Source organism: Vasconcelosia minhoensis LEGE 07310 (assembly GCF_015207255.1).
Lineage (GTDB): Bacteria > Cyanobacteriota > Cyanobacteriia > Phormidesmidales > Phormidesmidaceae > Vasconcelosia > Vasconcelosia minhoensis.
Window position 1 is genome coordinate 1 of the sequence record NZ_JADEXG010000007.1, and the last position, 14,224, is coordinate 14,224.

General features: G+C 55.4%; 13 protein-coding genes and 2 pseudogenes. 6 read left to right on the forward strand and 9 right to left on the reverse strand.

The window, feature by feature from the left end; genetic code table 11:
• A partial coding sequence (locus tag IQ241_RS04410; RefSeq protein ID WP_193905207.1) for a M28 family peptidase occupies positions 1-830 on the reverse strand: 830 nt, incomplete at its 3' end.
• Positions 831-1,489: 659 nt separating this feature from the next.
• Between IQ241_RS04410 and IQ241_RS26330 the strand changes: the two are divergent.
• Positions 1,490-1,798: pseudogene (locus IQ241_RS26330) on the forward strand (septal ring lytic transglycosylase RlpA family protein); the annotation flags it as partial.
• Between the two features lie 101 nt (positions 1,799-1,899).
• On the opposite strand, the gene IQ241_RS26335 reads toward IQ241_RS26330, so the two are convergent.
• The 3 genes from IQ241_RS26335 to IQ241_RS04430 all read right to left on the reverse strand — a co-directional run bounded on the left by IQ241_RS26335 (position 1,900) and on the right by IQ241_RS04430 (position 3,407).
• Positions 1,900-2,394: a hypothetical protein gene (locus IQ241_RS26335; protein WP_193905208.1), complete on the reverse strand. Its 495-nt coding sequence runs from the start codon at positions 2,392-2,394 to the stop codon at positions 1,900-1,902.
• An 8-nt stretch (positions 2,395-2,402) separates the two neighbouring features.
• Positions 2,403-2,969 (reverse strand): Uma2 family endonuclease, encoded by a 567-nt coding sequence (locus IQ241_RS04425; RefSeq protein WP_193905209.1) that lies wholly within the window; start codon positions 2,967-2,969, stop codon positions 2,403-2,405.
• A 213-nt stretch (positions 2,970-3,182) separates the two neighbouring features.
• Positions 3,183-3,407, reverse strand: a complete 225-nt coding sequence (locus IQ241_RS04430) for a type II toxin-antitoxin system HicB family antitoxin (RefSeq protein ID WP_193905210.1) — start codon at positions 3,405-3,407, stop codon at positions 3,183-3,185.
• A 129-nt stretch (positions 3,408-3,536) separates the two neighbouring features.
• Here IQ241_RS04430 and trmFO point away from each other — a divergent pair, with 129 nt between their 5' ends.
• Positions 3,537-4,916 carry an FADH(2)-oxidizing methylenetetrahydrofolate--tRNA-(uracil(54)-C(5))-methyltransferase TrmFO gene (gene trmFO, locus IQ241_RS04435; protein WP_193905211.1) on the forward strand — a complete coding sequence of 460 codons (1,380 nt, stop codon included), beginning with the start codon at positions 3,537-3,539 and terminating at the stop codon, positions 4,914-4,916.
• Between the two features lie 155 nt (positions 4,917-5,071).
• Positions 5,072-6,910: a response regulator gene (locus IQ241_RS04440; protein WP_193905212.1), complete on the forward strand. Its 1,839-nt coding sequence runs from the start codon at positions 5,072-5,074 to the stop codon at positions 6,908-6,910.
• Between the two features lie 3 nt (positions 6,911-6,913).
• On the opposite strand, the gene IQ241_RS04445 is transcribed toward IQ241_RS04440, so the two are convergent.
• Entirely contained in the window at positions 6,914-7,303 is a 390-nt protein-coding gene (locus tag IQ241_RS04445) for a hypothetical protein (RefSeq protein WP_193905213.1), read from the reverse strand.
• A gap of 172 nt (positions 7,304-7,475) precedes the next feature.
• Between IQ241_RS04445 and IQ241_RS04450 the strand changes: the two genes are divergently transcribed.
• The 3 genes from IQ241_RS04450 to IQ241_RS04460 all read left to right on the forward strand — a co-directional run bounded on the left by IQ241_RS04450 (position 7,476) and on the right by IQ241_RS04460 (position 11,816).
• Positions 7,476-10,331 carry a PAS domain S-box protein gene (locus IQ241_RS04450; RefSeq protein ID WP_193905214.1) on the forward strand — a complete coding sequence of 952 codons (2,856 nt, stop codon included), beginning with the start codon at positions 7,476-7,478 and terminating at the stop codon, positions 10,329-10,331.
• Between the two features lie 7 nt (positions 10,332-10,338).
• Complete coding sequence (locus tag IQ241_RS04455) at positions 10,339-10,725, forward strand: response regulator (protein ID WP_193905215.1); 387 nt, start codon at positions 10,339-10,341, stop codon at positions 10,723-10,725.
• Between the two features lie 122 nt (positions 10,726-10,847).
• On the forward strand, positions 10,848-11,816 hold the full coding sequence (locus tag IQ241_RS04460; protein ID WP_193905216.1) for a protochlorophyllide reductase: 969 nt from the start codon (positions 10,848-10,850) through the stop codon (positions 11,814-11,816).
• A 6-nt stretch (positions 11,817-11,822) separates the two neighbouring features.
• Here IQ241_RS04460 and IQ241_RS04465 read toward each other — a convergent pair whose 3' ends face one another.
• From IQ241_RS04465 to IQ241_RS04475, 4 genes and pseudogenes are all read right to left on the reverse strand, one after another.
• The gene (locus IQ241_RS04465) at positions 11,823-12,353 is read right to left on the reverse strand and encodes a prepilin-type N-terminal cleavage/methylation domain-containing protein (RefSeq protein ID WP_193905217.1); all 531 of its coding nucleotides are present in this window, start codon (positions 12,351-12,353) and stop codon (positions 11,823-11,825) included.
• A gap of 39 nt (positions 12,354-12,392) precedes the next feature.
• Positions 12,393-13,316 carry a hypothetical protein gene (locus IQ241_RS04470; protein ID WP_228021393.1) on the reverse strand — a complete coding sequence of 308 codons (924 nt, stop codon included), beginning with the start codon at positions 13,314-13,316 and terminating at the stop codon, positions 12,393-12,395.
• 12 nt (positions 13,317-13,328) lie between these two features.
• Positions 13,329-13,454: pseudogene (locus tag IQ241_RS26340) on the reverse strand (type II secretion system protein); the annotation flags it as partial.
• A 79-nt stretch (positions 13,455-13,533) separates the two neighbouring features.
• Entirely contained in the window at positions 13,534-14,217 is a 684-nt protein-coding gene (locus IQ241_RS04475; RefSeq protein ID WP_193905219.1) for a type IV pilus modification PilV family protein, read from the reverse strand.
• Between the last annotated feature and the right edge of the window lie 7 nt (positions 14,218-14,224).

Consider the following 14,224-nt stretch of genomic DNA (forward strand, 5'->3'; position numbering starts at 1 on the left):
CCCTCAGCCAGCCCCGCACAAACCCCCGCCATCGCCGCCAAATTCAGCGTCTCTATCCGATCGGAGGCTTGGTGGTAATGGGGATTTCTTAAATCAGCGGTATCGGTGACCAGAATCGCCGGATAGCCTGCGTCCCAAAACGGAGCGTGGTCGCTGCGGCGAGTCGCGGGGAGTAGATTGCCCTGGCCTACCATCGGCAGCCACTGGCAGGGGGTGCCAGCCTGCTTAATATGACGCTTCAGCCGTTGCATCGTCAGAATGGTGGGCCAGTTGCCAATCAGACCAATGAAGTTACCACGGGTGGGATAGACCCACTCTAGGGGTTTAGCGGGGTAGCGCTGCGATCGCGGCGCATCGGAAAAGTAGCCTAGCATTTCTAACGACAGCATCAGATGGAGCGGCTGCCCGGTCTGAGTCCGGCGGGCCACCCAGGCTCGACTGCCTTCTAGCCCGTATTCCTCTAGGTCAAAAGCGACAAATATCACTGGGCGTCGGGGCGGAGACTGGGCCAAGGTTGAGGCAAGCGCCAGCAGGACGGCTAGACCGCTGGCGTTGTCGTCAGCGCCGGGCGAGCCAACGACGGTATCGTAGTGAGCCCCGACTAAAATAGGCGCTAGACGAGTCTGACCCGGCAGCGACAGGCTCCAGTTGGAGTAGATTTTGCCCCGGACGGTAAAGTCCTGCGATTCTACCGCTCCCCACTGCTCGAACTGCGATTGAAGATACTGCTGAGTGTAGAAGTGCCCCTCGGTCGCGATAAACGGGTCGCGCTCGCGCGTGAGCTGACAGAGGTGGCCATAAAGCGTTTTTTGTAATTCTGAATGGCTCATTTAAGCAGATGAGTTAATTTATTTTGTTCGGTTTAAAGCGATCTCTAGCACGCTATATCGTTCTTCTCTACAGGCCGATTCCAGCGCGGCAATTTGTCAAGCCCCTGGAGAAGCAGGTTCTGGAGAGGCAGGTTCACGTCTCAAGGCTGATTAGAACTTTTTATCTGCAATTTTCAAGGATAGCTGAACCCTTTTATAGAACGGAATTTGTGTCAGCTATACAACCCAGATAGCCTGCGTTTTAACGGTCAGAGACGGATGACACCGCCGTTCAAAGCGGGTATAACCCTGTATACTGATAATCCTGTAGCTTCTAACAAGCCTCTCAATGTAATTTTTAGGAACTCAAAAGTTTTCTGTTTTCTGCTTGTCTAGTTGCTTTGAAGATACTGCGAGGTTAGCCATTCTTTAGATTTAAAATGACGATTCTCACCCTCTTAGGAATGACTGCTTTAGTCGGTGGAGCCCCGACCGACCGAGCTATGACCCATCAGCCCCAACCCGAATTGAGAGATCCGCTTGCTACTGCTTCAGCTGCCAGGCCTGACGACTGGGTACCCGCTGACAGCCCCGCTGATTTTGTGCAGCTGAGTCGTTCCAGTATGCTGACGGCTGATTCCTCAAGCCAGGTCGTAAATGCTCAGTCCGATGAATATTTAATGCCTCACTGCGCTGAGCTACCGGCCGAGGTCGATGCGCCGCTGAAGGCATCGACCAATCGGCTAGAAGGTACCGCTTCCTGGTATGGCCCTTACTTTCACGGCAGGCTCACCGCCACAGGGGAAATTTTCGATCAGAATGAGCTAACCGTGGCGCATAAGACGTTGCCCTTTGGCACGCTTTTGAAGGTACGCAACCTGCTCAATGACCGAATGGTGATCGTCCGCGTCAACGATCGCGGCCCCTATGTCGGCGATCGCTCCCTCGACCTGTCTCGGGCCGCTGCTGAATGTTTAGATAGCACCCAGGTCGGCTTAATTCCCTACGAGGCGGTCTTACTCAAAGTGTCGGAACCGTCAGACGGGTCTATCGCAATCGGTCGAGCTCAACCGGCAGATTCGCAAGGCGGTCAGCTCAGGTCGGCAAAGACTTCGGTCACCAGCCGTCGGGCCTTCTGGTCCAGCTGGTTCCAGTCCAGCGCACCCGTTTCTGAATCCAATAGGGTCTGGTCTATTTCCAGTCGCGACTCAGACGAGCTGTCCGGGTCATAATTCTGCGCGCAAATCCGGTAGCACAGCTCCCAGAGGTCAATCCGCCGCTGCTTTTCGCCTGGCTTTTCTAGGCAGAGCGTATAGACCGGCATCGGCTGCGGCAGCTGCTGGAGCTGGGCCTGAACCCGATCGTAAGCCTCGGGTGAGGCGGTACTGAGCTGCTTTTGTAGGGCAAAGTAATCCTGCTGCTGCCGTTCGTCAGTTCCCTCAGGCCAGAGAAAGTCTTCCTGATAAGTCCCCCGCCAGTCCGAATTGTCGAGCTGCTTGCGAATATTGTCAATCACCCGAATCAGGGCGGGCTGCATCATCAGTGTGGCCTGCTGGCGGGCTAGGGGAGTGGCAAACTGGGGCATAGCTGATATTACCGAACCTTAAGCCAGCCGAAAAGCTGTCCAACGGTGAGCTGGAGGCCAGTGGCGAATTCTGGGATGGGGAGCCGATCTTCGACGCTTTCGAGGGAAATAGGGCGTTCGTTGGGACTGTAGATTTGAACGAGCTGTTCGCTGGGGTCGATGAGCCAGCCCATCCGGCAGCCGTAATTGAGGCAGTGAAAGATATTACTGGTAACGCGGGTGGTCGATTGCTCAGGGCTGAGGATTTCTAGAGTCCAGTCGGGAGCAATGGTGAAGGCGTTTGCAAGGGTGCCCCCCCCGTCAGTCGGTAGGCGCTCCCATAGGAAAACGGCAATATCGGGAACAGTAGAGCGATCGCCAAAGGTGCAGCGGAGTTCAGGTAGTGCTAAAGCGATTTGAGCATCTTCAGTAACAGCATTGATAGCATTGACCAGTTTTTGCTGAATGCGGCTGTGCTGGCCCTTTGGCATCGGTTTCTGAATCGCTCGTCCGTTGATATATTCGCTGGCTGGCTTGGTTTCTGGCAATCGCAGAAATTCATCCAGCGTAATGAATTTTGAGGGAGTTTGAACCATTAGCTATTGCCCAGATTAATGCGCTTTGTTCGGTAAAGAAACACCTATGGATGAGACGCTATTCGTTATCCTCAATGAAAAGCTGATTGAATGAGCTAGAGGTATTCTGTTCTAGATTTTGTTCGTTTGCTTTGACAGCGGCAAAACCTCTTGGACTAGATCTTTGGACTAGACAATGATACTCTCTGCCGTTTTCGTAGATCTTGTCCGCACTTACACAGCTTGCAGCGTATGGGGTTGAGGTAATGTTTTTCCCTCGGACTGATAGCTTTCAATCAATAATTCCAACACTTCTTGAGCATTCTCAATCGCTTCTTCGTATGTATCCCCATGGGTAAAATAGCGCTGGATCTCGGTCGCAAACTCCGGTAGCTCTGCAATATAGCACTCATCCTCATCTGACCAGGCAATATTGACTCGATATTTAAGCGGCTTCATAATGACTCTCCTTCACAGCTAATTAAGCATGAATAGGAAGGCGTATATTGAAGATTGGGTCCCCTCAGTCCAGGCTGGATACTTTGTAGTCCACAATAATTAGGGTAGGGAAAAAATGCGGTAAAGGAAATGAGCTATCGGCAACCGGTGCAGGTGATTGGAGGGGGTCTGGCGGGGACGGAAGCAGCGTGGCAAGTGGCTCGGGCTGGGGTGCCTGTGGTTCTGCATGAGATGCGGCCAACCTATACCAGCCCGGCTCATCACTCGGAGCATCTAGCTGAACTGGTATGTAGCAATTCTTTTGGGGCTATGGCCAGCGATCGCGCCTCTGGTCTACTGCACGAAGAGCTGCGCCAGCTGGGTTCAGTGGTGATTGGCAAGGCCGATGAGCACGCTGTCCCCGCTGGGGGAGCCCTGGCCGTAGACCGGGCTGTATTCAGCCGCGACCTGACCGAGACGCTAGCCCAGCATCCGCTGATTGAGCTGCGCCGGGGCGAGCTGCGGCAGATTCCGCGGGAAGGGATTGTAGTGCTGACGACGGGACCTTTGACCAGCGCGGCGCTAGCCGAGGACCTGAGGCGGTTTACCGGCCAGGACTACATGAGCTTCTTCGACGCGGCCAGCCCGATTGTGGTAGGCGATTCGATCAACCAAGACATCGCCTTCATGGCCTCTCGCTACGACCGAGGCGAGGCCGCCTACCTCAACTGCCCGCTAAACCGGGCGCAGTATCTAGACTTTTGGCAGGCCCTCTGCGAGGCTGAGCAGGCGGAGCTGAAGGACTTTGAGCGAGAGACAGCGAAGTTTTTTGAAGCCTGCCTGCCAATCGAGGAGATGGCCCGGCGGGGGGAAGACACGATGCGATACGGTCCGATGAAGCCGGTGGGCCTGTTTGACTCGCGCCTGGGGGCATTCGACGACCCGGCGAATAGGGGCAAAAAGCCCTACGCGGTGGTGCAGCTTCGGCAGGAAGATAAGGCCGGCCAGCTCTGGAATATGGTAGGCTTTCAGACCAATCTGCGCTGGGGAGAGCAAAAGCGGGTATTTCGGCTGATCCCCGGCCTGGAATCGGCTGAATTTGTGCGGATGGGCGTGATGCACCGCAATACCTTTATCAACTCACCTGAGCTGCTGAATGCGTCGCTTCAGTTCGTTCAGCGGCCGACACTGCTGGCGGCGGGGCAGCTGGTGGGGACGGAGGGCTATACCGCCGCCGCCGCTGGGGGCTGGCTGGCTGGCACGAACGCGGCCCGCGTAGCCCTGGGGCTGCCGCCTTTGACACTGCCGGTGACCGGGATGATCGGGGCGCTGATTGACTTTATTAGCTCGGCTGAGCCCAAGCACTTCCAGCCGATGCCGCCCAATTTTGGAATCATTCCTGCCCTGCCGCGGCGGGTGCGCAATAAGCGAGAGCGGTATGGGCAATATCGCGATCGCGCCTTTGCCGATCTGCAAACCTGGGCAGCTGAGCATCGCCTACAGCTGCATCGGCTGAGCGCAACGGCTTAGCTGTCTCAGATTAAGGCTGCGGGTCTGTGCGCCTATCTTGCGAAAGATTACAGGCAGCAGTTACTAGTTCAGCTAGTAGCATAGATCTGTCCCGGGCGCAGTACCACTCGCCGCATCTGTGCCCATAATAGAGCTAGACGCCTGGGGCAACAGCCATGCGAATATTACTCGTAGACGATGACGAGGTGCTGATGCAGGCCCTGGCCGATCGGCTTATCCAGCAGCGCTACGCGGTTGACATTGCGAGCGACGGCCAGAGTGCGGAGGGGTACATTGGCGTATTTAACTATGACTTAGTGGTGCTAGACCTGGCGCTGCCAGATGGCAACGGGATTAAGTTGTGCCAGGTCTTTCGCCAGTCTGGGTATCATAATCCGCTGCTCATGCTCACCGCCCATGCCTCAACCGATGAAAAGGTCAGGGCGCTCGATGCGGGCGCGGATGACTATGTCGTCAAGCCGTTCAATTTTGACGAACTCTGTGCCCGCATTCGCGCCCTGCTGCGCCGGGAGCATCAGGCGCTACCCTCAGTGCTGCGGTGGCAGGCGCTGACGCTCAATCCCAGCACCTGTGAAACGCGCTATCAAGACCAGCCGTTTCACCTGACACCTAAAGAGATGGGGCTGCTAGAGCTGTTTCTGCGCCATCCCGACCGCGTCTACAGCCTGGACGCGATTATCGAAGATCTCTGGTCTTTTGAAGACCCGCCCAGTGAAGATGCGGTTAGAACCCATATCAAGGGGCTGCGGCAAAAGCTCAAGGCTGTAGGGGCTCCCAAAGATTTGATCAAGACTGTCTACGGATTGGGCTACCGGCTTAAGTCGTCCGCGGATGACGACAGACCCGTTACTAGCCGTCGTGCTGAGCCCAAGCTAGCTCCGACAGCCGCCCAAAATGGCCTGTCCCAAGCAGTTGCTGCCGCTTGGGAAAAGTATCAGCACATGATGGCCGAGCGCATTGAGGTACTGGATGAAATCGCGATCGCCCTGTCTCAGGGAGGGCTTAACCATGACCTACTCAAGTCGGGTCAGGTCGCAGTTCATAAGCTGATCGGGGCGCTGGGCAGCTTTGGCTTCCCCGAGGGGTCTACCATTGCCCAGGCGCTATCACCCTATCTACAGTCTCCAGAAACGCTGGATGCCGGTCAGATCAATCGGTTTACCCAGCTGGTGGAACAGCTCCATCAGTCGGTCGAACAGTCTTCCGCTGATGAGCTGACTGAGGCCCTAGCCGCAGGTGCGCCATCGCTGCTGATTGTGAGCGAGGATTTGGACCTGTCCTATCGCCTCAGTGCCGCTGCGACGAAACTCAGTTTGCAGGTCCGGGTTGCCCACACAACTGCCCAGGCCCTGCGTCTGGCTGAGAGAACCCTGCCGCAGCTGCTGCTGCTCGATGCTGAGGCCTCCTCGCCGCCCGAGCAGTTCCAACAGTTGTCGCAGCTGGCGCAGCTGGCGACCATTCCCTTTTTTGTAATCATCGACCATCCCAACTTAGAAATGCGGCTGCAGATGGTTCACCAGGGCGCCAGCCAGATTTTGGAGCGCTCGGAAGCTCCCGATCGGCTGGTGAAGACTGCCATCGACGCGCTGAAGGCCAAGACCCGGATGGCGAAGATCGCGATCGTCGATGACGAACCGCAGCTGTTAGCCGTTTTACAAACTGGGTTAGAAGCCTGGGGATTTCAGGTTACCCCCCTAGAAAGTGCCAGCTGCCTCTGGGCCTCTTTAGAAGATGAACCGCCCGATGCCCTAGTCCTGGATATCGAAATGCCCGGCATTAACGGTATTGAGCTATGCCAAGTGCTGCGGGCCGATCCTCGCTGGCAGCAGTTGCCCATTTTATTTTTGACGGTGCATCAAGATGCCCAGGTCAGAGAGCGCGCTTTTTCGGCAGGCGCAGATGACTTCATCGATAAATCCGTCGCAACCGCTGAGCTCGCGACGCGTATTCTGAATCGGCTGAGACAGGTTCGCCCCGGAGCCCCACAGCGCTAGCCCTCAAACGAGGTTAATCGGGCAGTAGCCCAGCCCCTGAACAAACCGCTGCCTGAAACATCTCAGGTCCTCAGGGCTGGGGGCACCATGGGAGATCACGACGACCTGATAGCGATTCATCACCTCGGTTGGCGTTAGTCCTGCTTCTAGGCCACCCAGAGCCTGACCCACGAGATGAGTCGGCTGGTAGGGAACCCCATTTTCATCGAGTACCGCGTTGAAGTCTGCCGCCTGAGCTGGGGGCAGCGCCTGCTGTAAATCAATCTGCACAACCCACCGATCGACCAGATAAATTACCGTCAGGGTATGGTGCCGGGAGGCAACCACTTTAGAGACATAGTCAATGATTCTGAGCGTCAGGCTCGCATTCGCAAAACAGTAGAGGTACTGCATCGTTCCCATATCCGCAACAATTACACTCTAAGAAAAGAATCTGAGGAACTTGTGAAGAAGTAATAGCAATCTGCAAGATTGTCTAGGCCAATCGCTACGATAGAGGCTAATTTGGCTGGGCCTAATAAACCGGCTCATTGGACCGACTCATTCCCTGAGCTGCTGGTTGAATATGGAAAACCTGCCGTCGCTATCCCAGACCGGTCGTGCCGATGGTCGTTCGGTAGAGCAGGAGCTAACGCAAATTTTTGCCGTGACCCCTGGCCTGCTGTGCATTGCTGGGCTAGATGGCTATTTTAAGCGGCTCAACCCTGCTTTTGGTCTGACCCTGGGTTACTCTGACGAAGCCCTCTTGTCTCAGCCATTTATCAACTTTGTTCACCCTGACGATCGCACTGCGACGCTGGCGGAACTTCATTGTCTGGCCAGGAGCAAAGCCACTCGCGACTTTGAAAATCGCTACCGGGCTCAGGATGGCTCCTACCGTTGGCTACTCTGGACTGCTCTGTCCAACCCGCAGGAGGGCCTAATTTATGCATCGGCCCAAGATATCACCGAGCGCAAGCAGGCCGAGCAAGCGCTTAAGCAAGAACGGGATTTTAGCCAGGCCATTTTGAATACGGTAGGGGTGCTGGTGATGGTCCTGACCCCCCAGGGACGGATTGTCAGCTTCAACCGCGCCTGCGAAGCCATGGCGGGCGTCTCACTGGAGGTCGTAAAAGGCCGCTTTGCGTGGGACTTATTGCCCGTTCCGGCAGAGGCGATGGCCCTGCAAGCCGCCTTTGACCATCTGGCTCAGGGGCAGATCCTCCCTTCCTGGGAAAGTCATTGGGAGAGCCCAGGCGAGACTCATCGCCTGATTGTCTGGTCCAATACCCTTTTGACCCAGGCCGATGGCACGGTTGAGTATGTGATTGCGACCGGCATTGATATCACCGAGCGGCGGGCCGATCAGCAGCGGCTAGAGCAGCAAAACCGCCAGGGTCAGCTGCTGACCGAGTTGAGTCGCAAAATCCGCCAGTCGCTGGAGCTGTCTGAGATTTTGCAGACGACGGTGAGCGAGGTGCAAACGCTACTGGGCTGCGATCGCGTCTTTATCCTCCAGGCTCAGGCCGATAGGACTGGCAAAACCGTTGCCGAAGCCTTTGTACAGGCTGATTTTTCCCTACTCCAGCCCGGCCGCCAGTTGTTCAGCTTTCCCCCCAGCTATTTAGACTACCATCGGCTCCGGTCGATCTCCGTCGCGCCGACGCCGTCCGAGCTGCCCGCGCCGACGCTGCTAAACGCCATCTCGGTCCAGTCTGAGCTAGTGGTGTCGATTATTACCCATGGTCGATTTTGGGGACTGTTGGTTGCCCACCAATGCACCCAGCCCCGCCAATGGCATTCCATAGAAGTTAACCTGATGCAGCAGCTAGCCGATCAAATTGGGGTCGCTATTGACCAGGCCGAGCTGCTGAACAACTTGGAAGGCCTGGTGACTGAGCGAACGCTAAAGCTGACCCAGATCAATACCCAGCTCCAGCAAGAGATTGGCGAGCGGCATCAAACTGAACTGGCCTTACGCGAAAGCGAACAAAAGTTTGCTGGCATTCTGGATATTGCCGAGGAGGCCATTATTTCGGTCGATCAGAACCAGCAGATTCAGCTCTTCAATCAGGGAGCCGAGCGGATTTTTGGCTATCAGGCGGCGGAGGTAATCGGGCAGTCGCTAGATATTCTACTGCCGAGTAGCTCTCGTCAGGTACATCGGCAGCATGTTCACCAGTTCGCCGCTAGCGGAACGGTGTCACGGCGCATGGCGGAGCGCAGCAGCCAGGTCTCTGGCCGCCGCAAGAACGGGGAAGAGTTTCCTGCTAAAGCATCGATTTCCCGGCTACAGACTAAGACAGGCAATCTCTTTACCGTGATCATTGAGGATATTACCATCCGTGAACAGGCAGAAGCCGCCCTAAGGCGCAGCGAAGAACAGCTGCGGCTCACAACCAACGCGCTGCCGGTGCTCATTTCCTATGTCGATACGCGGCATCGCTACCGGTTTAATAACCGAGCCTATGAGACCTGGTTTGGTCGGCCCTATACCCAGATGCAGGGCCTGCATCTAAGTAGCGTCCTCGGGGCGGCCACCTATCGCTCGGTGCTGCCCTATCTGGAGCAGGCGCTAGCGGGTCAAACGGTGACCTTTGAGACGGCCTTTCCCCATCAGGACGGTAATAGTCACTGGGTCAGTGTTAGCTATATTCCCGACGTTCAGGCCGGGATGGTGAAGGGCTGCTTTGGCCTCACCAGTGATATCAGCGATCGCAAAGCTACCGAACAGCTCAAGGACGAATTTGTCTCAGTCGTCAGCCATGAGCTACGGACGCCGCTGACCTCGGTGCATGGCTCCCTCAAGCTGCTGGCCACAGGACAGCTGGGAACCCTAGCCGATGAGGGCAAAGCGCTGCTGGAAATTGCGATAAAGAATACCGAGCGACTGACCCGACTGATCAATCATGTTCTAGATCTAGAACGAATTGAGTCGGGCCAGGTGACTATGGTCCAGGAATGCTGTCAGGTGACTGACCTGATTGACAATGCCGTGCAGGCGATCCAGCCGATGGCCCGGGCCCACGACATCACGTTTCAGATCCAGGCAGAGCCAATGGCCCTATGGGTTGATCCGGACCACATCGCGCAGACCTTGATCAATCTGCTGAGTAACGCGGTGAAGTTTTCTCCGCCCGGGTCAGTGGTGCGGGTGCGGACAGTCGATCGGGGCGAGCAGGTGCGCTTTCAAATTGAAGATCGGGGGCGGGGCATTCCCTCTGACAAGCTAGAGACTATTTTTGAGCGGTTTCAGCAGGTCGATGCGTCTGACTCTCGCGAGCGCGGCGGCACCGGTTTGGGGTTGGCTATCTGTCGGGAGATTGTGCAGCGCCACGGTGGCCGGATCTGGGTAACAAGCCACCACGGTGAAGGTAGTCAGTTTTGTTTTACACTGCCCAAAGACGCCGATCCCAATTCACACGGCTTATCTGGGAGCTGACAAAGTTATGGGCAGCAAGCGCATTCTACTGGTTGATGATGAGTCCGATATCCAGACTGTCGCCCGTCTAGGTCTGACCCTGGGAACAAATTGGGAAGTTTTAACCGCGGTTTCTGGGCAGGCCGGAATCGAGGTTGCGATCGCGCGTCAGCCCGATGCCATTCTGCTCGACGTGATGATGCCCGACATGGACGGCCTAGCCACTATCGCCGCGCTCAAGGCCAACGCCGAAACCCAGACCATTCCGGTCATTTTTCTCACCGCTAAGGCCCAGGCGGCCGACCGTCGCAGGCTATACGAGGTGGGCGCGCAGGGGGTGATTACCAAGCCCTTCGACCCGACGACGCTGGCCAGTCAGGTCAGTGGCTTCTTGGATTGGCCGCTGACGGGCTAGCCGTCTCTCCACCCTCATAAAAAGCTCATAATTGGGCTCTATGATAGAACCCTGTTTTCAGACTTCGGCCCTTGGTGCTGGAGACGTGAGAGCATAGAACCGGTTAGCATTGCACAGGCATCATGGAAGCACAGACAAAACCTACCGTTATCGTCACTGGCGCATCTTCTGGCGTGGGTCTGTACGCGGCTAAGTCCCTAACCCAGCGGGGATGGTTTGTGATTATGGCCTGCCGCAACCTAGAGAAAACTAAAACAGTCGCTCAGCAGGTCGGGATGGCCACCGACAGCTACCAGATTATGCCCCTCGACCTGGCCAGTCTGGAGAGCGTTCGTGAGTTTGTCAGGCTGTTTAGAGAGCGCGATCGCACCTTAGATGCTCTGGTCTGCAATGCCGCTGTCTATCTGCCACTGCTGAAAGAGCCCGCCCGCAGCGCCGAGGGCTACGAGCTCAACGTCGCCGTCAATCATCTGGGCCATTTCCTCCTCTGCAATCTGCTACTAGAGGACCTGAAGCAGTCTGCCGCTGAGGAACCCAGGCTGGTTATTCTCGGTACGGTAACGGCCAATCCCAAGGAGCTAGGCGGTAAAATTCCCATTCCAGCGCCGCCCAATCTGGGTAATCTAGAAGGCTTAGAGGCCGGGTTTAAAGCGCCGATCGCGATGATCAATAACGGCAAGTTTAAACCAGGCAAAGCTTACAAAGACAGCAAGCTCTGCAATATGCTCACCATGCGCGAGCTGCACCGTCGCTATCATGATTCCACCGGCATTACCTTTAGCGCTCTCTACCCTGGCTGCGTCGCTGAAACAGGCCTGTTTCGGAATCACTATCCCCTCTTTCGTACCATTTTCCCCTGGTTCCAGAAAAAAATTACCGGCGGCTATGTCTCTGAAGAAGAAGCGGGCAAGCGGGTGGCTGACGTTGTCGCTGAGCCGAACTTCAATCAGTCTGGCGTTTACTGGAGCTGGGGCAATCGCCAAAAACAGGGCCGTCAGGCCTTCGCTCAAGAAATCTCAGACGAGGCCAGCGACCAGCACAAGGCTAAACGGCTGTGGGAGCTAAGCGAAAAACTGGTAGGTTTGGCTTAGTTGGACTTAGGGGTCAAAACTTGCGTCACAGTCATCTCCTTCAGCCGTGACCATACTCCCGAGCAGAGTAGTCACTACGACACAGCGTGGCGGCACACCGCCATCGACTGCGGACACTTTAATGACAAAAGGAACGACTGCTACAGTAGGATCCGAATTCGGTACGACCTGCCCCTTATGGTTGAAGGCTATGCTAGTGGCTTGTACATTATTGACGAAAGCTTCAACTTTAAGCGCGCTCTTACCATCCCCAATTTTCTGTTCAAGGCTGGTGCTACTGGGTGCAGAGACAGTTAGGGCCGGGGCTCCAGGGGTCGTAACTAATCCAATCGTGCGAGTTAGGCTTTGTTGTTCGGCGTCAGTTTGAGCCTTGGTCATAATTTGCAGCACTTCGCCTCGGGCGGCATTTAACCGCTGACGGGTGACGAATGACAGCCAGCCAGGAGCCGCGATCGCGCTGATTACGCCAATCATTATAATGACGACAAGCAACTCAATAATAGTGAAACCGGCAGATGCAGAAGTTTTAGCACGCATAGCATTCAAAGCTCAACCCTAGTAATTCAATATCCCTAATTATTCAGAGGGTGTTTTTTCGATCACACCGCGTACGAGAACCTGAGTTTGCAGTCGAGGCAGCTTGCTGCTCTCGCTGATGCCACCAAGTACTGGGCTAGGCCCCCCGTTAGACGGGTTCGCGTTCCCTCGAATAAACAGAAAGGCATCTTGCCCAGCCCGGTTAATTACACCGGCTGTAGTGCCTGTTATGGGCACAGTATCTCGAATGCAGGCGAAAAAGCTGGTAGATTTATCTGCGTTGCTAGGCAACAAGACATAGGCAGTCGGCAGTGCTGAACCAGGAGTTGGTTGTTCACCGGTCAGAAAACGACAGTCTGGTTGATTTGCTGTAACTGTAGTGGTCGTAGCGGTATCTAAATAGTCGACGAGCACCGATGACTGGCCTGATGTTTCAGAAACATAGGTTACCGGGTCGACATTTGGGTTGAGAATTTGCCTTGTCCAAGTTTCAAAGCTAAAACCAGGTCTGGAGGGGTCTAGATAGCCAGGCCGTTGAACAAGGCCCGTACTCGAAATGGTTTGATATTTTCTCAGCTCGTATCGGACCAGCCTAGATTGACCTTCCCACACCGTGCTGCTGGTATTATTGATCTGTCCGTAGACCACTAATGTATAAGCAGCTTGGCGAATTTTGAGGACTTTGCACTCGTCCTTTTGGGCAGGAGTAGACAAAGAATCACAGTTGCTAGGGAGAGCGCTGGTATCTACCGGGTCAAGTCGCCAAAACGCTAAGACTGGGACCGCGTTAGCAGGAAAATCAGTGACGCCAGTTGCCTGATTGACCACCGCTGCTGGGTCGGTGTAGACAAATACGGCCTCTCTCAGATCGTCGGCAATGTAGTCGAGTCCCCGTTTCATGTTTTTCTGGGTTTGTTCTAAAACAGTCTCTCGCTGGTCAGTTTTTAGTAGGTCAACTGTCAAAAAAAGCAGCCCCGAAACGACAATACTGGAAATTATCAGGGAGGTCAGAATCTCCAGCAGGGTAAACCCTCCTTGGCTGAGCTGACGAGACTGGCTCAGCAGCCTATACCAGTAAATCTTAGCAGGATGATGGGTCATGAGTTTACAAATTTTGGGCAGTCGTAGCGATATTAGAATTGCCGGAGAGGCATTTCAACATAACCGTCAGAAAGACTCTCTAATCACAGTTCATTGAAGCAGGCGGAGTAGAGCCTAGATATCTCCTATAATCGCAGAGAGAATTTTCTCGATCGGGTTGGACGATGGTTGTATAGAGCACTGCCAGCGGCTTAGTTGCTCTTTGTCCTTCGCCGCTGGTAAAGCTCAGCTGGGCCGGGCGGGTTTCAAGGCTAGTTTTGTTTCTGTCGAATGAGGCATAGTCATAGACCCGTACACCCAGCTCAAATGCCAAGGGGTTTGCCCCGCCCGTCGTCCGGGTTTTAATCACTTGCACAGCATAGTCAGGAGTACCATCGTCGTCTATATCAACCTGCAAGGCGGTGTTCTGATTGCCGGTAGGCCAGGCATGGGTATCAGCGGTGGGGGCACCGGCTGCGGCAACCGTACCGCCCGATATCTCCGCAATTTTGTCAATACTGCCAGTATCGCCGCGTTCAACCGCCAGCCGCACCTTGTCAACTTCGGCCTGGGCAAGCTGTAGGGCCTGCTCCGCCTTTTGATTCTGTATCCGAGTGGCGACAGCGGTGACCATCATTGGCGTTGTTGCGGCCATGCTGGCGGCGATGACGACAATCGCGACCAGGCATTCAATCAGTGTGAGGCCGGCGGTGTGAGTCGCTTGGCTGAAATAGCGACCCACCCACCGATGGCGGAACTGCTGGGCAAAACGGTTAGATGACATCGCAATG